18 protein-coding genes are annotated in these 17,601 nt (G+C 72.1%); 7 read left to right on the forward strand and 11 right to left on the reverse strand.

The window, feature by feature from the left end:
- Positions 1-31 precede the first annotated feature (31 nt).
- Genes AB0I28_RS19180 through AB0I28_RS19190 form a run of 3 tightly spaced genes read right to left on the reverse strand, consistent with a single transcriptional unit; the run spans position 32 to position 2,488 of the window.
- Positions 32-1,564 (reverse strand): FAD-dependent oxidoreductase, encoded by a 1,533-nt coding sequence (locus AB0I28_RS19180; RefSeq protein ID WP_357494959.1) that lies wholly within the window; start codon positions 1,562-1,564, stop codon positions 32-34.
- 42 nt (positions 1,565-1,606) lie between these two features.
- Positions 1,607-1,990 carry a VOC family protein gene (locus tag AB0I28_RS19185; protein ID WP_357494961.1) on the reverse strand — a complete coding sequence of 128 codons (384 nt, stop codon included), beginning with the start codon at positions 1,988-1,990 and terminating at the stop codon, positions 1,607-1,609.
- Between the two features lie 27 nt (positions 1,991-2,017).
- Positions 2,018-2,488 carry a hypothetical protein gene (locus tag AB0I28_RS19190; RefSeq protein ID WP_357494963.1) on the reverse strand — a complete coding sequence of 157 codons (471 nt, stop codon included), beginning with the start codon at positions 2,486-2,488 and terminating at the stop codon, positions 2,018-2,020.
- Between the two features lie 240 nt (positions 2,489-2,728).
- Here AB0I28_RS19190 and AB0I28_RS19195 point away from each other — a divergent pair, with 240 nt between their 5' ends.
- Positions 2,729-3,856 carry a M23 family metallopeptidase gene (locus tag AB0I28_RS19195; protein WP_357494965.1) on the forward strand — a complete coding sequence of 376 codons (1,128 nt, stop codon included), beginning with the start codon at positions 2,729-2,731 and terminating at the stop codon, positions 3,854-3,856.
- Positions 3,857-3,866: 10 nt separating this feature from the next.
- Here AB0I28_RS19195 and AB0I28_RS19200 read toward each other — a convergent pair whose 3' ends face one another.
- The 3 genes from AB0I28_RS19200 to AB0I28_RS19210 all read right to left on the reverse strand — a co-directional run bounded on the left by AB0I28_RS19200 (position 3,867) and on the right by AB0I28_RS19210 (position 6,230).
- On the reverse strand, positions 3,867-4,292 hold the full coding sequence (locus AB0I28_RS19200) for an NUDIX hydrolase (RefSeq protein WP_357494967.1): 426 nt from the start codon (positions 4,290-4,292) through the stop codon (positions 3,867-3,869).
- A gap of 85 nt (positions 4,293-4,377) precedes the next feature.
- Positions 4,378-5,058 carry a response regulator transcription factor gene (locus AB0I28_RS19205; RefSeq protein ID WP_357494968.1) on the reverse strand — a complete coding sequence of 227 codons (681 nt, stop codon included), beginning with the start codon at positions 5,056-5,058 and terminating at the stop codon, positions 4,378-4,380.
- The gene (locus AB0I28_RS19210; protein ID WP_357494970.1) at positions 5,055-6,230 is read right to left on the reverse strand and encodes a histidine kinase; all 1,176 of its coding nucleotides are present in this window, start codon (positions 6,228-6,230) and stop codon (positions 5,055-5,057) included. The genes AB0I28_RS19205 and AB0I28_RS19210 overlap by 4 nt, the downstream gene beginning before the upstream one ends.
- A gap of 121 nt (positions 6,231-6,351) precedes the next feature.
- On the opposite strand from AB0I28_RS19210, the gene AB0I28_RS19215 reads away from it, so the two are divergent.
- Positions 6,352-7,515 (forward strand): serine hydrolase domain-containing protein, encoded by a 1,164-nt coding sequence (locus AB0I28_RS19215; RefSeq protein ID WP_357494972.1) that lies wholly within the window; start codon positions 6,352-6,354, stop codon positions 7,513-7,515.
- Between the two features lie 88 nt (positions 7,516-7,603).
- Here the strand turns inward: AB0I28_RS19215 and AB0I28_RS19220 are convergent, their stop codons facing one another.
- Positions 7,604-8,377: a hypothetical protein gene (locus AB0I28_RS19220; RefSeq protein WP_357494974.1), complete on the reverse strand. Its 774-nt coding sequence runs from the start codon at positions 8,375-8,377 to the stop codon at positions 7,604-7,606.
- Positions 8,374-9,111, reverse strand: a complete 738-nt coding sequence (locus AB0I28_RS19225; protein ID WP_357494976.1) for a DUF4184 family protein — start codon at positions 9,109-9,111, stop codon at positions 8,374-8,376. Before AB0I28_RS19225 ends, AB0I28_RS19220 begins: the two co-directional genes overlap by 4 nt.
- Positions 9,112-9,274: 163 nt before the next feature.
- Here AB0I28_RS19225 and AB0I28_RS19230 point away from each other — a divergent pair, with 163 nt between their 5' ends.
- Positions 9,275-9,457 (forward strand): hypothetical protein, encoded by a 183-nt coding sequence (locus AB0I28_RS19230; protein ID WP_357494978.1) that lies wholly within the window; start codon positions 9,275-9,277, stop codon positions 9,455-9,457.
- A gap of 13 nt (positions 9,458-9,470) precedes the next feature.
- Here AB0I28_RS19230 and AB0I28_RS19235 read toward each other — a convergent pair whose 3' ends face one another.
- Both AB0I28_RS19235 and AB0I28_RS19240 read right to left on the reverse strand, forming a co-directional pair.
- Entirely contained in the window at positions 9,471-10,811 is a 1,341-nt protein-coding gene (locus AB0I28_RS19235) for an extracellular solute-binding protein (protein ID WP_357494980.1), read from the reverse strand.
- Positions 10,801-12,825 (reverse strand): vWA domain-containing protein, encoded by a 2,025-nt coding sequence (locus tag AB0I28_RS19240; RefSeq protein WP_357494981.1) that lies wholly within the window; start codon positions 12,823-12,825, stop codon positions 10,801-10,803. Before AB0I28_RS19240 ends, AB0I28_RS19235 begins: the two co-directional genes overlap by 11 nt.
- 445 nt (positions 12,826-13,270) lie before the next feature.
- Between AB0I28_RS19240 and AB0I28_RS19245 the strand changes: the two genes are divergently transcribed.
- Positions 13,271-13,603: a PepSY domain-containing protein gene (locus tag AB0I28_RS19245; RefSeq protein ID WP_357494983.1), complete on the forward strand. Its 333-nt coding sequence runs from the start codon at positions 13,271-13,273 to the stop codon at positions 13,601-13,603.
- A 111-nt stretch (positions 13,604-13,714) separates the two neighbouring features.
- On the opposite strand, the gene AB0I28_RS19250 is transcribed toward AB0I28_RS19245, so the two are convergent.
- Positions 13,715-14,920 carry a WD40 repeat domain-containing protein gene (locus tag AB0I28_RS19250; protein ID WP_357494985.1) on the reverse strand — a complete coding sequence of 402 codons (1,206 nt, stop codon included), beginning with the start codon at positions 14,918-14,920 and terminating at the stop codon, positions 13,715-13,717.
- Positions 14,921-15,021: 101 nt separating this feature from the next.
- Here AB0I28_RS19250 and pnuC point away from each other — a divergent pair, with 101 nt between their 5' ends.
- The 3 genes from pnuC to AB0I28_RS19265 are packed head-to-tail and all read left to right on the forward strand — an operon-like array spanning position 15,022 to position 17,461.
- The gene (pnuC, locus tag AB0I28_RS19255) at positions 15,022-15,657 is read left to right on the forward strand and encodes a nicotinamide riboside transporter PnuC (protein ID WP_357494987.1); all 636 of its coding nucleotides are present in this window, start codon (positions 15,022-15,024) and stop codon (positions 15,655-15,657) included.
- Positions 15,654-16,724, forward strand: coding sequence for an AAA family ATPase (locus tag AB0I28_RS19260; RefSeq protein ID WP_357494988.1), 1,071 nt, complete (start codon positions 15,654-15,656; stop codon positions 16,722-16,724). Before pnuC ends, AB0I28_RS19260 begins: the two co-directional genes overlap by 4 nt.
- Positions 16,721-17,461 (forward strand): NUDIX domain-containing protein, encoded by a 741-nt coding sequence (locus tag AB0I28_RS19265; RefSeq protein WP_357494989.1) that lies wholly within the window; start codon positions 16,721-16,723, stop codon positions 17,459-17,461. The genes AB0I28_RS19260 and AB0I28_RS19265 overlap by 4 nt, the downstream gene beginning before the upstream one ends.
- Positions 17,462-17,601 lie beyond the last annotated feature (140 nt).

Here is a 17,601-nt window from a genome sequence, read left to right on the forward strand (position 1 = left end):
CCTTGAGGCGCATCACCCGGGCTCGACGACCTCAGCCGTCGTCCTCCTCGGGCAGCGGGCGTCTATCGAGAGGTTCGTTGGCCGGGCCCTGCAGAACGGTTCCGTCGGTGGCGAAGCGTGAGCCGTGGCAGGGGCATTCCCAGGTGCGCTCGGCGTCGTTGAAGGCGACCGTGCAACCCAGGTGCGTGCAGATCGCCGACACGGCGTGGAGCGAGCCGTCGTCGTCGCGGTAGACCGCGGTGGGGGTGCCGTCGACGCGCAGCACCGTGCCCTTGCCGCAGGCGAGCTCTCCGACCGCGGTCTCCTCGCCCGGCGGGTCGACCCGGTCGCCGATGAAGTGCTTGGCGACCTGGGTCTGGGCCTTGAGGATCGGCACGGCCTCGCGCAGATGGAAGCGGTGCGGGTCGTACAGGTCGGTCCAGGGCCGCGGGTCCTCGGTGAGCAGGCCGGTGAGCAGCCGTGCCGACATCACACCGTTGGTCATGCCCCAGCCGCCGAACCCGGTGGCGACATAGACGCGTCCGGTGCCGAAGGACGCCTTGCCGACGAACGGCAGCCGGTCAGGTGTGTCGTTGTCCTGCGCCGCCCACCGGTACCGGAAGCCGGTGGCCCCGAAGTGGACGCCGGCCCAGGTGGCGAGGCGCTCGAAACGCGCGGCGACGTCGCCCTCCCCGGGTTTGAACGACTCGCCGGTGATGATCAGCAGCCGCCGGCCGTCACCGTAGGGCGCGGTTCGCACCGACCGCATGTGGTCCTCGCTCGTGACGTACATGCCGTCGGGGTCGGACTCGGCGGGGATGGGTGCTGCGAGCACGAGTTCGCGCCGTGGAGTGAGGCGGGTGAACAGTTTGGCCTTGTCGAAGACGGGATATCCGGTGGTGACGACGACGTCGGCGGCGGTCACCTCGCCGTTGGCACTTCGCAGGCGGTAGGGGCCGCCGCCCTCGATGTCGAGGACCCTGGAGTCCTCGAAGATCAGGCCGCCGCGTTCGGCGATGCCCTCGGCGAGCGCGATGAGGAACCGGCGGGGGTGGAACTGGGCCTGGCCGGTGACGCGCACCGCTCCCGCGACGTCGAACGGCAGACCGGTCTCGGTCACGAACGCGGCCGGCAGGCCGGCGTCTCGCGCGGCGGCGGCCTCGGCCTGGAGATCGCCGACCTGGTCCTCGCGGGTGCTGTAGCTGTAGGCGGTCTTCTGCTCCAGCTCGCAGTCGACGCCGAGTTCGGCGACGATCGCGGCGAGGTGGGCCATCGCGTCGAGCTGGGATCGCCCGTACAGGCGTGCCGCCTCGCGACCGGCGCTGTCGGTGAGGTGCGCGAAGATGCTCCCGTGCTGAGCGGTCACCTTGGCGGTGGTGTTGCCCGTGACGCCGGCGGCCACGCGGCCGGCGTCCAGGACGGCGACCCGGCGCCCGGCCTTGATCAGCTCCCACGCGGTGGACAGGCCCGCGATCCCGCCTCCGATGACGGCGACGTCGACCGCTTCGGGCCCCTCCAGCGCTGGATAGGGGCTTCCCGGCGCGCTCTGGAGCCAGTACGACAACTCATCTCGTGGTCCCGTCATGCGCCCTATTTGCCCAGTTCGGGGCGAGGGCATGCACCGCCGTCAGTCCCAGCGCGCGGAGTTTTCCTCGTCGAACCTCTCCGGGGGCGCGGCGATCACGCAGAACGGGAGGCCCGCCGGGTCCCGCAGGATCCACAGTTCCCCGATCTGGCGAACGCGCTTGGCGCCGAGGGCCTCCAGGCGTGTCACCTCGGCGTCGAGATCGTCGGTGATGACGTCGAGGTGGACGCGCGGTTCACCGGAGCCGAGTTCCTGTACGAGGATCTCGAAGTCGACCGAGCCGAGCGGTGCGACCTGGAACTCCGGGTGCCCGTCCGCGGGACTGAACGGCCGTCCCAGCGCGTCGCGCCAGAAGGCCAGCTCGCGGTCGTGAACCGTGGGCGGAGCGTCCACCACCGCCGCGACGAGTCTGCTGTGATGCGTCATGGGATCCCCCTCCTACCGTGGCCGGCGTCAGCGCGGTGGGCCTTCGCCGTCGGATTCGACGGGGTGGTCGGCGCGCAGCGCCGCCCCGCGCGGGACTTCCTCGCCGTCGACGGCGCCGACGCGGTCCTGCTCCTCGGTCACCGTGTGCACGGCGTCCTGTTCGGGCCCGATGGTCGGGTCCTTGCCCGCCTCGGCGCCTTGGAGGGCGCCGTCACCGTCGCCGTCGTCGACGAGCACGCCAGAGCGCGGTCCGGGTCCGTCCTCGCGGCTGTCGTCGGCCGGCGCCGGCTCGTCGGAGCGTTCGGCGGCCAGGCGCAGGTCGAGGCTCTCGCCTTCCCTGGCCTCCTCCGGCGTGGTGCCCTGCCGGTCGGCCTCGCCGTAGTCGTCGCGCGAGAGGATCTCGTTCTCCAGGCGCTGGTCGGGTTCCTCGATGGTGTCATCGTCGTCGACGAAGCCGAAGGTCTCGTTGTCGGCCGCGTCGAAGCGTTCGTTGCTCATGTGCGTCCCCACCTTCGTTTCGGCTGATCAGGACCGGGTGCGAGCACCCGGCCCGTGGTCGATACCCGCCGCGACGGCGCGGCATGCGCGGTGGGAGCGGTCGGTGGCGGCGCCGGTCAGGGGCACGCGCGGGGACGCGGTGGTCACAAGTCGATGTCAACCGCCCGGAGAAACTTGACGGCCCCGCGTGACGATCACGTACGGTGACCGCATCCATCGCGATCTCGCATCGAGACCGCCGTGACCTCGGACGTCACCGGCTCGATGCGGACCGATTCCCTACCGGAGGACGCGAAGATGTCGGCGAGCCCGCAGGGGCCTCCCGCGAAGGGCAGGCTGCTCAGTCTCGGTGCGCTCCTCGCACCGGTGCTCGTCGTCGCCGGTCTCGCGGTGGCGACCACCGGCGCGGGCGCCTCCGTCCCGGCGAGTTCGGCGGCGGCGTGCGTCCCTCGTGTGACGACACCCGTGGAGGGCGTGCCGCTCAGCACCGAGCAGTGGGCCAACGCCGCCACCATCGTCGACGTCGGGGTGGCGAGCAAGGGGCTGCCGGTGCGCGCCGCGACCATCGCCGTGACCGCCGCCATGCAGGAGTCCACCCTGCACGACTACGGGCGTCTCGGTGAGTACGACGACGAGGACGCCCTCGGCCTGTTCCAGCGCAGCGCCGCCGACGGCTGGGGCACGCCCGAGCAGATCCTGGATCCCGTGCACTCCGCGGGGCGCTTCTACGACGAACTCACCGCCGTCGACGGCTGGGAGACGATGTCGCCGGCCGCCGTCGCGAAAACAGTGCGGATCCCGTCGTACCCCGCCGCGCATGCCGCGTGGGAGCCCCTCGTGACGACCCTCGTCGCCGCCCTGACCACCGGATGCTCCGTGTCGGACGCAGCGGCGACCGCCTCCGGCTGGACCGACCCCGCCCCGAGCGCGCCCCTCTGCTCCGGCTACCGCACCCTCGAACGACCCGGCCACGACGGCGTCGACCTGTGCGGGGAACGCGGCACTCCCATTCGCGCCGCCGCGGCCGGGATCGTCATCGCCATGATGTGCAACGCCTCGAAGTCGAACGGGGCGCCGTACTCCTGCGACGTCGACGGCAGCCCGAGCATCCTCGGTTGCGGCTGGTACGTCGACATCCTCCACGCCGACGCCGCCGTGACCCGCTACTGCCACATGAGCCGGGAACCCGACGTCAGCGTGGGGCGGGTCGTCACGGTCGGCGAGCAGCTCGGGTTCCTCGGATCGAGCGGCAACTCCTCGGCGCCGCACCTGCACTTCGAGACCCACACCGCCTACCCGGCCGACTCCCCCAACGCGACCGAGCCGACCGCCTTCCTCGACGCCCGCGGGGTCGAGGGGCTGGGGTGAGGGGTCGCGGTCACGCTCGGCGCGCGGTGAGCGTCTCGGTGAACATCGCGAGATAGCTCTCGTGGGCGAGGCGCAGTGCCGCGAGTTCGTCCTCCCGGAACCACGCGATGGCATCGTGCTCGTGGGGCTCGACATTGACCGGGGTTCCGGTCCAGGTGTCGATCAGCCAGATCCGCATGTCGTAGGTGGGGCCTTGGAGCCGCCGCATGGGCGGACCCGCAGGTGCCTCCACGTCGATCCCGAGTTCCTCGCGCAACTCCCGCGCGAGCGCCACGCCGGGAAGCTCGCCGGGTTCGATGTGTCCACCGGGCAGATCCCACACGTCGGGGTACCAGCGGCGCTGGGGAGATCGGTGGCACAACAACACCCGGTCGCCGTCGCGCAGGAGCCCCACAACGATCTGGGCCCGAGCGGGGCCCTGCGCAGAGGTCGACATGCCCGTAGTCTGTCAGCACCATGCCAGAGAGTCGGTGACACCACTGGCCGCTTCGGCGAAGGACCGCGGCAGGCTCACGCGCCCCTCAAGCCCCGTCGGCGGCGTCGGCCGCGTCGTGGGCGAGCAGCGCGAGCTGTACGCGGTTGTTGAGCCCGAGCTTGGTCAGCATCCGCGACACGTGTGCCTTCACGGTCGCCACGCTCATGTGCAGGGCGCGGGCGATCTCGGCGTTCGAGGCGCCCTTGCCGAGGGCGGCGGCGACGTCGCGTTCCCGCTCGGTGAGGGACGCGAGGGTACCGACGGCGTGGTCGCGGCGCGCGGCGGCGGGTTCGGGGTCGAGGCGGGTGATCAGGCGGCGGGTGACGCTCGGGGCGAGGATCGGCTCGCCTGCCGAGACCCTTGTGATCGCCTCGACGATGCGGGCCGGCGGGCTGTCCTTGAGCAGGAAGCCGCTCGCGCCGGCCCGAAGCGCGCGCAGCACGTGCTCGTCGGCGTCGAAGGTGGTCAGGATGACGACCTCGGGCGCGCCGGGACGCGCGCGGAGCCGCTCCGTGGCGGCCAGGCCGTCGAGTCGCGGCATCCGGATGTCCATGAGGACCACGTCGGGGGCGTGCTCGGCGACGGCCTTCTCGACGTGTGAGCCGTCGGCGACCTCGCCGGTCACGGTGAGGCCGGGGACGGCGGAGAGCATCATCGACAGCGCGCCGCGGACCAGGGGGTCGTCGTCGACGACGAGGACCCGTACAGGCGGGCGGTCGTGGGTCATGTCGGCCACGGTAGCCGCCCGCGCACGACGTAGTGCCCGTCACTTCGGCCATGGGTCAACTCGCCGCCCACGAGGGTGGCGCGCTCGGTCAGCCCGATCAGGCCGGTCCCGGAACCCGGAATCTCCGGCGGTCGCGTGCCCTCGGCGGGCAGCCGGCTGCTGACCTCGACGGTGACCGCGTCACCTTCGCGGCCGTCGATCGAGACGGTCACAGGGAGGCCGGGGGCATGCTTGCGGGCGTTCGTGAGCGTCTCGCGGACGATGTCGTGCACGGTGCGACCGACACGGGTGGGGACGTCGTCGGCGCCGGTGAGGCGGTCGTCCAGGGCGACCTCGGCACCCGCCCGGCGCGACTCCTCGACGAGCGCGGGCACGTCGGCGAGGCCGGTCTCGGCGATCGATACCTCCGACTCCTCGTCGCGCAGCACGGTGATGACCTCGCGCAGGTCTTCGAGAGCCTGGTGCGCCCCGGCCTGGATCACCCGCGCGGCGTCGGCGACCACCGGCACGTCGCCGGCCCCGTACTGGAGGGCTCCGGCCTGAAGGCTCAGCAGGGACAGGCGGTGTGCGAGCACGTCGTGCATCTCGCGGGCCATGCGCTCGCGTTCGAGGCGGCGCACGCGTTCGGCGCGCAGGAGCTGCTCGGTCTCGGCGCGGCGAGCGCGTTCGCGCAGCGACTCCACGAGCAGGCGGCGGGCGCGCGTGAAACCTCCCCAGGCGAGCACCGTCATGACGGCCAGGAGGTTCACCAGCATCCAGGCGGGGACCGGAAGAAGAGCCGCGGCCGGATGCAGTCCGTAGCGGACGGCGGCGACGGGAAGCGCGAGAAGGCCGAGGACGACCGCGATCGGGAAGCGCCGGTAGGCGGCGACCGTGTAGAGCGCGATACCCGCGGCGACGACGGCTGCTGGAGCGACCGTCGAGGCGGCCAGGCAGACGACGGCGACCGTCGCGGGCAGGCGTCGGCGCAGCCCCAAGGCCACGGTGGCGAGCAGCACGCCGATCCCGGTGACCAACAGGTAGATGTCGTCGGGTCGAGGGCCGGTCGCGAGCTCGGCGACCAGCACGACGGCTCCGAGGAGCGCGGCGAGCAGCATGCAGCCCAGGTCGGCCGCCCAACCCCGGGACGTGCGTGGAGCCTCGCCGCCGCCTTCGTTGCTTGCGGAGATCATGAAGGGACCATAGTGCGGCCGGCGACCCCCTCCTAAAGTCGATGGCGGGGGCCGACTAAGGAGACACGGCCGTCGGCTTTCGTTCGATGCGGGGCGACCGGGCGCGGCCGAGACTCGGATCATGACCACACAAGTGACCCGTCCTCGCCCGCCGGCCAGGGGCCTCGCCGTACTGACCGCCGCGCTCGCCCTGGTCGCGGTGACCGCGTGCGGGAACGACGCCGAGAACCCGGCGACGCCGCAGCCGTCGGAGTCGTCGGCCGCGCCGACGGCACCGGCCCCGATGCAGGCAGCCGTCGACCGGCTGGTGTCCGAGGGTTTCGTCGGCGCGGAGGCGACGGTTCTTCGCGACGGGAGCGTCGTCCAGTACACCGCCGGGCTCGGTGATCTCGCCACCGGCGAGCCGTATCCACGTGGCGCGCATGTCCGCGTCGCCAGCCTCACCAAGTCGTTCACGTCGGCGTTGGTGCTGCGGCTGGTCGCCGAGGGCCGTGTCGAGCTCGACGCGCCCGTCGACCGCTACCTCCCCGGGCTGCTGCGCGGTGAGGGCGTCGATCCCGGCGCGGTCACCGTCCGGCACATCCTCCAGCACCGCAGCGGCCTGCCGGAGTACTCCCAACTGCCCGAGGTGGCCGTAGCCTACGACGCGGCGAGCACCCGCACGTTCACGCCGAAGGAACTCATCGAACTGGCCCTGCGGCAGCCCGCGCAGTTCCCGGCCGGGGAGCGCATGCGCTACACCGCGACCAACTACGTCCTCGCCGGGATGCTGGTCGAGAAGGTGGGCGGCAAGGACCTCGCGACGGCGCTGGCGGAACTGACCGGACCGCTCGGACTCTCCTCGACCTATCTTCCGGCGGCCGGGGACCACACGATCGCCGCGCCTTTCGCGCACGGCCACGACAACGGCGCCGACGTCACGGCGCTGGAGCCCTCTGCGCTGTGGACCGCGGGCGGGCTGGTCTCCAGCGGCACCGACCTGGTCGGGTACTACTCGGCGCTGATGCGCGGTGAGGTCGTGCCGTCCGCGCAGCTGGAGCAGATGCAGGTGACCGTGCCGATGGAGGGCGCCGGGCCGGTCGGCTACGGTCTCGGGCTGATGCGGATCCCGCTGGCCTGCGGCTCCGTCGCCTGGGGGCACGCCGGCGACACGCAGGGGTACCTCGCCGTGGTCGGCGCGACGGAGGACGGGAGCCGGGCCATGTCGGTCACGGTCAACCAGAGTCCCAAAGACGCCTTCGGCCCCGCGCAGTTCGTGGAGCTGCTGAACGTCGCCCTCTGCTGAGACCGTTCTCGGGCGGGAGCGAACGCGTCGTGAAGCGGCATCCCTTACCCGGGTGCCGTTTCGCACCGTCGGCTCGGCGGTCCGGCGCTCACCGGTCCAGGCTCGGTTTCCAGCGCATGCCGTTGCTCGTGCCACAGGCCAGGCAGACCGCCCAGGCGGTGAGGTGGCGGTCGGCGTCCAGCCTGGGCTCGGTGACGGCGGTGGCCGCCTCCTCGCCGCAGCGGTAGCAGTCGCCACCCTCGGCGCTGGTCCGGCGCAGCATGGGGACCAGCCCTTCGCCCTCATGGCGCTGCCAGCCGAGCCAGTCGCAGCCGGAGCACTCCCACCATGTCTCCGGCCGCAGCCGCCCCGGTCGGCCCGGTCGTGAGTGGCCCCCGGGGAGCCCCAGCCGAAACCAGGCCAGCGGCCGGTCGCAGCGGGGGCAGCCGGGCGGCGTCGGGGCGGCGCTTCGCGGTTCGTGCAGCCGGATCTCAGGGGTGTACGCGGTGATCGTGAGAAGACCGGTCTCCGGACGAGTGCCGACGCGCAGTCTGGACTCGCCGAGTCTCGCCTCGGCACCGGCCGGGTACGGGGGCCTCGCGGGGTTCAGCGCGACCCGCCAGCCCGCGCGTTCCAGCCATTCCGCGGCCACTCGGGCCGGGTCGTCGACGCCCTCCGCCGGGACCAGGTCCTGCATGTGGAGGGAGTATTCGAATCGGAGCGCCTCCCCGCTTTCCTCCCCGGCGGCGATCTGCGGTGTCCCGGGGTTCGGGACCCGCGGGCCGGGGTCGCCGGTGAGTTCGGTGACGAGCGCCGCGAACAGCTCCCGCAGCCGGTCTCGCGCCCGGTCCAGTTCCTCTCGCGCGCCCGGGACCTCGGTCATCGGCCGCTCCCTCGGACTCCGGTCAGCAAGGTCGCCGCGGCCGCCGACAAGATGGCGCCCCCGATGCCGCGCGCCATAAGGATATGCGGATGCGAACCACCCGCAAGCAAGACCGCCGGCACCGCCAGTAGTGCCGCGATGGCCGCGAAGAGGAGCCACCAGGTCCGCGCTTCGCCCGCCGGGGAGCACCGAGGCTCGCCGTGCCAGCGGCGCAGCAGACGGTGGCGTCCAATGTGGAGGAAGCACCATATGGTCACGGCGGTTCCGAGCGCGCCGGAACCGTACTGGAGGGCCTTGAACCATGGCACACCGAAGGGAGAGGGCGCCAGCAGCACCGGCATCCAGCGGGCCAGTCCGCCGGCGTGCGTGAACAGGTCCCAGGCGACGTGACTCGCCGCCCCCACCAGGGCGGAGAGCGCGGTGACCGGCAGGCGATGACGCACTCGCGCGCTGACGGCGAAGTCGCGCAAGTGGAGCGGACCGAGGTCGGGGAGGTATCCCGCGGTGGGAAGGACGAACCGTCGAACGACCAGGCTCAACAGCACCGCGACCGGGACCGACCAGTAGACCGTCGAGAAGACCCCGTGAGCGTCGAAGGCCAGTGCGGGCATGAAGGCGTACGCCAGATCCGGCGCGACCGAGCCCATCACCAGCGCGATCCCGTCCACCCGTGACGGCCACAGGATCTTCAAGGGCAGCAACGCCGCCTGGTGGGCGGGCACGGTCAAGGGCATCGGGCCAGGATACGAGGCTCGCTTCCCAAGGCGCTCCGCGAATGCAGGCGCCCCCGGCTGGCCGCGCCCGCGCGAAGCGCCGCTATGCCCGCTCTCGTGAAAGCAGGTACGCCGCTCTCGCGCACACCCGCGACCTCGGACTCGGGCACGCACCGGGGCCCGCGTGATCGACGACGTCATCAGCGGCTTCCGTGGCGGGACGGGCGAGGGACCCGCCGCGTCGAGCCTCGCCGACGCCGCCGTCGGCTACGTGGGCGTGCCGGCGTCCGCGGTGCTGGTCGTCATGGTCTCCGCCGCAACGGCGGCGACCTGTCGGCAGCCGCCCGATGCCCTGCGCCGGGAGTAGCGAGGCTCCCCTCTCACTCCAGCACCTCGTTCAGCCTCGCTTGGAGATCCGCCAGATCGGCCCGTTCGGGAACGCTCAGCGCGCGGTGCAAGGTCGAGCGAAGCGTCTCGCTGTACCGCTGGTAGGCCGCCGTCTCCGGGCGAGCGCGCGCGTTCGTCACCGCGTCGAGCAGCAGTGCCGCGTAGGGGTGTTCGCGGACGATGACCGGGTCGCGGTAGACGACCTGCCGGGTGGCGCCGAAGCCGCCGCGCTCGAAGAGGAGCTGCTGGCTGCGTTCGCTGGTGAGGAACTCGACGAGGGCGACGGCGGCCGCCGGCTGGTCGGTGTAGGCCGACACGGCCAGGTTCTGGCCGCCCAGCACGCCGGGGCCGGGCAGCCGTGCCACGCAGAAGGACTTCTGGGCCGTGCCGCACTCGGCGAGGTCCGTCCGGGCCAGTTCCCGGTAGGCGTAGGGCCACTGGCGCAGGAACAGGGTGCGTCCGGCGGCGAAGGCGGCGAGACTGTCGGCCTCCTTGTGGCGCAGCGCGTCGGGCAGGATCAGGGGCGCGCTGCCGGGCTGGGCGAAGCGCGCGTCGAGTTCTTCGAGCGCCACCACCGTGTCGGCGTCGTCGGCGACGCGGGAGGTCTCGCCGTCGCCGAGATCCCCGCCGTGCGCCAGTGTCCACTCCAGCAGGTTCACCGAGAAGCCCTCGTAGTCGGCCAGCTGGAGGGCGATGCCGGCCTCCAGCTCGGGATGGGCGGCGCGGATCGCGGGGTCGGACAGGACCTGTTCGGTCATCGCGGCCAGTTCGTCCCAGGTGGAGGGCGGCTCGGATATCAGGTCGGCGCGGTAGTAGAGCAGCCCGGCGTCGGTGTTGAACGGAAGCCCGTACTGCTCACCGTCGTGGGCACCGGAGGCCAGCGGGCCGGGCAGGAACCCGGAGGTGTCGACCTCGTCGGTGTCGAGTTCGAGCAGGTGGCCCGCCTCGGCGAACTCGGCGGTCCAGGTGACGTCGAGGTTGTAGACGTCGACGCGCTCGGCGGCGGGGACGCTGCGGCCGTCCTGCGCGGTGGCGCGGACCTGGCTGTACTGCTCGTCGGCGTCGCCGGTCATCTCCACGATCTGCGCCCGGGGGCCCTCGGGGTGCAGCTGGTTCCACTGCTCGACGAGCTGGCCGCGCTGCCTGCCCTCGCTGACGTCGAGGCCGCTGAGCACCTGGATGGTCCCCGGCTCCGGCTTCGGCGGCGCGTCGGAGTCCACCAGTGACAGCGTCACCAGCGTCAAGGCGACGCCCCCGGCCAGGCCGACCGCCATCCCGCTCGCCCAGTTCCAGCCGAGCCGGCGCGCGGCGCGCGCGATCACATCAGGTCCCATCGGTGCGTCCTCCCCACAGTAGAAGGAACAGGCCCGCCAGCCGCTCGCCGACGGTCTCGAACTCGGCGTCGAGGCAGGATCCGGCGCTGACGTCGGCTATCGAGGCCATCGGGGTCCCGGCGCACGCCGCGTCCCCGACGGTGACGATGAAGACCCGCACGCCACCGCTTCGTGCGGCCTCGATGGCCGCGTCGACATCGGGGTCGGCGCTGGTGTCGACGCCGTCGGTGAACACCACCAGGACCGGCAGGGTGTCGGCGCCGGATTCGGCGAGGTGTCCGATCCCGTCGCCGATGGTCCGGTACAGCGGGGAGTCGCGACCTCCGGTGCCGTGTGCTTCCAGGGCGGCGCTCAGCTCGGCGCCGCGCTCCGCCGGATCGTCGACGCCGCTCACCGGCATGATCTCGGTGTGGGCTTCGGTGCCCTGTCCGGGGAAGGTCCACAACCCGAAGGCGTCGCGAGGACCCAGCAGCGGGAGTGGAGCGCTGATCGCAGTCGTGGCGACCTCCAGGCCGCTGCGCCCCTCTTCGTCGACCTCGGCGGACATCGAGCCGGACGTATCGACGGCCAGCAGCACCCGCGTCCGCCGACGTGCGTCCGTATAGGACCTCAGGGTCGTGTCGAGGCGCTGGGCCAGCGGCACTCCGCCCGGATCGCGCCAGGCGCCCCGAAGGAAACCGGCGTCGGTCCGCGCGCCGGGCAGCGGGTCGGAACCGTAGCGGCCGACGTCGCCGTCGGCGGGCCGCAGCCCTTGTGCCGTCAGCGTTTCGGTGGCCTCTTCGCTGTTGAGCCAGGCGGCGAAGCCCTCCGCCGCGGTCGCTCGCGCCCGCGGGCCGCCCGTCGTCTCGTCGGCGGAGGGCCAGCGCACCGCCGTGTAGTCCAGGCTCTCCGGCAGTTCGCCGGGAAGGTCCCCGACCGGCGGATAGAAGGCGGTCAGCCGGACCACGGGCGCGGCGGGCAGCGGGCAGCCCGCGCCGACCGCCTGGCCGGAGTTGTAGCGGACCAGGGCGCGCTCGGTGAGCAGCATCGCCGCACTGGTCGTGTCGTCGGGCCTGCTCCGCCGATGGCACAGCACGGCCGACTCGTCGCCGAGCGGATAGCCGCCCCGGTCGGCGTCGGCGCCCAGCCTCTGCTCAAGGCTGCGCCGGGCGTTGGGTTCGGCCAGGTGGCGGTAGAGGGCCTCGGTGTGGCGCAGGCCCGAGTAGGAGACGGACGGATCGGGCCGGACGATCTCCAGGCCGGCGCGGGTGGCGGCGTTGAGCAGCCCGGTCAGCGGCAGCCCGGTGGTATTGGCCTCAAGGGCGGTGGCCTGCGGGTTGGGCACGCCCAGGACCAGTGGCGTGTAGGCGAAGGGCTCCGCCGCCGCGATCGGTGCCGGCGTGACGCCGAGGGCGGCCATCTCGGCGGCGACCCTTTCGTACTGGTCGCGCGACTCGGCGATCCACACGTCGGGGCGCGGGCCGAGTTCGCGCAGGGGGTCGCCGGTCCAGCCGGCCTGGAAGCCCTCCCGAATCTGGGGCCAGCTCGCCGAATACGCCGTCAGATGCGCGGTGCGGCAGCCGTTGTGGTCGGCGCGTGCCTCGTAGGCGGCGGCCAGCGCGTCGACGGCCGCGTGCGACTCGTCGGAGGTCAGGACCCGGATCTCGGCCGGCGCGGAGCACCCGACCGCCAGGAAGGCGAGCCGGGCACCGACGCCGATCGGGACGATGACCAGGTACAGCAGAACGGCCAGAGAGACGACCATGACGGCCGGCGGAATAGCGCGACGGACACCGGGTGGGATGCCCCGCCGCGTCTTCGGCGCGCCGTCGTCGGCGTCGGGATCCGGCCCGGCGAGGCTGATGTAGCCGGCGTAGCCCACCGCCATGGCCGCGACGGTGGCTCCGAGGAGGAAGACCCAGGCTAAGAACGTGGAGGGCAGGCCCTGCGACAGAACGCCCAGGGCGGTGGCCGCGCCGGCGGCGGCCGTGATGTTCCAGCTCGTGATCCAGCGTGGCGGTCGCCGGGCAGTCATCTTCCGATACCCCCGATGTCACAGATGTGGCACAAGCCTATGGGGACGGTGCACGCGATCGGCGGTGCGGCCGCTACCGATTGCCGGAAGGGTTCCGGCCGCGAGTGAGCCGCACCGCTACCGCGCCGAGCAGAATCAGCGCGAGTGCGAGCCCGGCGGCCGATGTGGAGACACCCGTCTTCGCCGGTACGGGACGCCCGACGCCGTCGTCGGCTCCCGCCGGCAGCGGCGACCGGGACGACCGGACCGTGTTCGAGCGGACCGTGACGTCCGTGTCGAGCACGATCGGGCGATAGGCGGTTGGCGTTAGGTCTGGACGGCGACGGCGGCCGAGTTAAAGGTGAGACCATTGCCACAATCCGACATGTGCGAATAAGTCTCTTATCTACGTTACGGCGGCTCATACTCAACACGCAAAACAACCCAAACAGTATGAGAGGTGACCATGTACCCGCAATCCCGACTCCAACTCCGCCGACTCGCCACCGTCCTCGCCCTGGCCGTGCCGCTGCTGGGTGCCATATCGACGTCCAGTGACGCGGCGCGAGCCTCCCCCGATCCCCGGCATCTGCCCCCGGCCGTCGCCGAGGACGAGGCCGCCGCCATCGCCGTGGCACGACTCCCGCATTGCTCGGTCCTCAGGGCGGAGCTCTACTACGACGGGCACGCGCCGATGTGGTTCGTCGAGACGAAGTGCTCCGACGAGACGTGGCAGGACCTGCGGATCGACGCCCTGACCGGGCGGGTCATCGCCATCAACGGCGACTACGACGTCTGACCAGCCGCTTCACCACGCCCGGTCCGGTATTCGCGTTCGACCGTCCGGGCGGCCGGCTCCGGCGGGGCATCCAGCGCCCGCCGGAGCCGGCCTTCGCACCGTCGGGAACCCTTACCCCACCGCGTAGACCGAGACCCGGTCCCTGTACGAGCCCGTCACCATCAAAGTCCCGTCGGCGGAGAAGGCGATCCGGCGCACCCGGCCGGCCGTCGACATGACAGCCGACCCGGGCGCCTCCTCGAAGCTCTCCGCGTCACGGAACGCGATCCGGCCGTCCCGCCACGACCCACCCGGTTCGGCGAGGGCGAGCCGTGTCCCGTCCGGGGTGACCGCGAACGCGGAGCAGCGGTCCTCTCCGGAGGTCACCGGCACGACTTCCTCGGTCTCGATGTCGACCGCGCGCAGACGGTCGGGGTGCCATCCGTTGACGAGCAGCAGCCGCTCACCGGGATGGAAGGCGAACTCGGCCACTCCTCGGAAGCGGGCCCCGTCCCGTCGGTACGGCGAGCGCAGCCGGGCGGTTCGCTCGCCGGTGTCGACGTCCCAGATCTCGATGACGCCGGCGTCGTCGAAGGCGAGAGCGAGCAGGCGCCCAGAGGGCGACAGTCTGCCGCGGAAGCAAACGCCGCTGCCGGTGGTGTCGAGGTCGAGCAGGGGTTTGCCGTCGGTGTCGAGTACGAGGGCCCGCTGGCCGGCGTCGAAGACGAAGACCCGTTCGCGGGCGGCGTCGAAGGACGGCTGGGGCAGGTAGGTGTGGCGCTCGGGGTCGGGCCGGGGGCAATCGGCGAGCACTTCGGTGCGGCCGGTGCTCAGGTCGAGTCGCCGGGTCTCGTCGTTGACGGTGTAGACGAGTTGGTCGCCGCCGCGACCGAAGAGCACGGCGTCGATGGCGGGGTAGTGCGGGCCGGGTGGCTCGGTGTGGACGGTCCGCTGGACTCCGGTGGCGACGTCGACGAGGTAGATCCAGGCTCCGTCACTGGAGTCCCAGGTGGCGACGGTGAGGGTACGGCCGTCGGGGGCGAGGTCGAAGGTGACGTCCCGGCACATGCCGCGGGGCGCGCACTCCAGGATGAGCTCGCCGGGTTCGGCGGTGGCGCGCTCGCCGAGGACGACGTAGCCCTCGGCCATGCGCCGCCGGATCTCGTCGTGGAAGGCGCGCTCGGCCCGGCGGTCGTCGAGGTGGAGTTTCCCGCTCTCGCGCGGTTTGCCGCCGCCGACCCAGGTCAGCCTGGCCACCTCGGCGCCGGTGCGGAAGAGGTGGGCGTACTTCGGCTTCGGCGAAGCGGGGAGGGTCAGCTCGATCTGCTCGGAATCCACCCCGGTGAAGGTATCGATCGCGCGCTACCGAGGCGCCGATCACTCTTGCGGCAGGTCGATCAAGCCTTTATAGTCACTGTGACTATTGAAAGGACGGCGGCATGCACCCCCTCGTCGAAGCTCTCCAGCAACCCCTCTTCACGATCCTCGGCACCCCCGTGAGCTGGACCGAGGTCCTCGGTTTCGGCAGCGGCGCCCTCTGCGTCTGGCTCGTGGCCCGGCAGCACATCGCGAACTGGCCGACCGGCATCGCCAACAACGTGTTCTTCATCCTGCTTTTCACACAGTCGGGCCTGTACGCCGACGCCGGGCTCCAGGTCGTCTTCATCGCCCTCGCCGCCTACGGCTGGTGGACCTGGGCGCGCGGCGGCGGCCCCACCACCGACCGCCTCCCGGTCCGCCGCACCACGCGTGTCGAGTGGTACGCCCTCACCGCCGCCGGCGCCGCCGGACTACTCGGCCTCACCCTCCTCCTGAGCAGGGCGACCGACTCGACCGTGCCCTTCTGGGACGCGCTCACCACGGTCCTGTCGCTCATGGCCACCTACGGGCAGTGCCGCAAGCGCGTCGAGTCGTGGTGGCTGTGGATCGCCGCCGACATCGTCTACATCCCGCTCTACGCCTACAAGGGCCTGTACCTGACCTCGATCCTCTACGTCGGCTTCATGGCCCTGTGCGTCGTCGGACTGCGCGGATGGCGGCGCGACCTGCGCACGGTGAAGGTGGCGACCGCGTGAAGCACGGTCTGGTCCTCGGCAAGTTCTACCCCCCGCACGCCGGACACCACCTCCTCGTCCGCAGCGCCCTCGCGGCCTGCGAACGGCTGACGGTCCTGGTCTGCGCGTCGAGCGTGGAGTCGGTGCCGCTGGCCGACCGCATCGCCTGGATGCGCGAGGAGCACCCGGAGGCGCGGATCGTCGGCGCCGTCGACGACGTGCCCGTCGACCTCCAGGACCCCGACGTGTGGGACGCGCACATGGCGATCTTCCGCGCGGCGGTGCCCGAACCGGTCGACGTGGTGTTCACCTCCGAGCCCTACGGCGACGAACTCGCCCGCCGGTTCGGGGCCGTGCACGTACCCGTCGACCCGTCGCGGGGAACGCATCCGGTGTCGGGGACAGCGGTGCGCGCCGACCCCGTCGCGCACTGGGACTTCCTGTCCGAGCCGGTGCGGGCGGCGCTCACCCGCCGGGTCGTCGTGGTCGGGGCCGAGTCGACCGGGACGACGACCATGGCCCGCGCGCTCGCCCACCACTACCGCTCGCGGGGTGGTGTGTGGGCCGCGACGCGCTGGGTACCGGAGTACGGCAGGCGCTTCAGCGAGGAGAAGCTGGCGGCGCTGCGCGAGGTCCGCGCCGACGCGGACTGGACCCACATCGCCTTCACCGGTGAGGAGTTCCCACTGATCGCCGCCCGGCAGAACGCCGACGAGGACGCCGCCGCGCGCACCGGCTCGCCCGTCCTGTTCTGCGACACCGACTCCTTCGCCACGACGGTGTGGCACGAGCGCTACGTCAGCGGCCGCAATCCCGAGGTCGAGGCCCTCGCCGACCGCGTCGGCCATCACCTGTGGCTGCTCACCGACCACACGGGCGTCGCCTTCGAAGACGACGGCCTGCGCGACGGCGAGCACCTGCGCCCCTGGATGACCGGGCGCTTCCGCGCGGAACTGGCCCGAACCGGGCGCCGGTTCATCACACTGACAGGACCGCACGAGGAGCGTCTGTCGACGGCGGTCGCGGCCGTCGACGCGCTGCTCGCCGAAGGTTGGCGGTTCACCGACCCCTTGCCGGAGCGCCGATGACGAACGTACCGAGCGGATACGACAAGCACGCCTTCGAGCCCTTCGCCGTCACCGTGGATCTCGCGGTGTTCACCGTGCGCGTGGACTCACTGCAGGTGCTGCTGGTCGAGCGGGCCCTCGAACCCTTCGCGGGGAGGTGGGCACTGCCGGGCGGGTTCGTGCTGCCGGAGGAGTCGGCCGAGACCGCGGCCCGCCGCGAACTCGCCGAGGAGACCGGGCTGCCCGGCGACGTCGTCGGCTCCCTGCACCTGGAACAGCTGCGGACCTACAGCGACCCCGGCCGTGACCCGCGGATGCGCGTGGTGTCGGTGGCTTACACCGCGCTCGTTCCCGACCTGCCCGAACCGCGGGCCGGCACCGATGCCGCGCAGGCACGCTGGATCGCCTACGACAACGTCGAACCGCTCGCCTTCGACCACGACCGGATCCTGCGCGACGCGCGCGACCGCGTGCGCGCGAAGCTGGAGTACACCGGCCTCGCGACGGCGTTCTGCGCGCCGGCGTTCACCCTCGGTGAGCTGCAGCAGGTTTACGAGGCCGTGTGGGGCACGACTCTCGACCGGCCGAACTTCCGGCGCAAGGTTCTCGCCACACCGGGGCTCGTCGAGCCGGCGGAAGGGCCCCCGCGGCGGACGGCGGGCCGGGGGAAACCGGCCGCGTTGTATCGGGCCGGCGGGGCGAGGGCCCTGCATCCACCGCTGCTGCGACCCGGCGGGAAAGGTGGGGGGCCACGGTGACGTCCGACCTCACGCCGGTCCAGCCGCTGAGGGACTCGCGGGCTTCGCAGGTGTGAGCGGTGCGGATAAGGGCGTTTCGCGCGGGTACGGCCCCCACTCGATCGCGCATCCCGCCCCATCGCCCCGACACTCCTTTCGGC

The sequence above is a fragment of the Phytomonospora sp. NPDC050363 genome, from assembly GCF_040655735.1.
Taxonomy (GTDB): domain Bacteria; phylum Actinomycetota; class Actinomycetes; order Mycobacteriales; family Micromonosporaceae; genus Phytomonospora.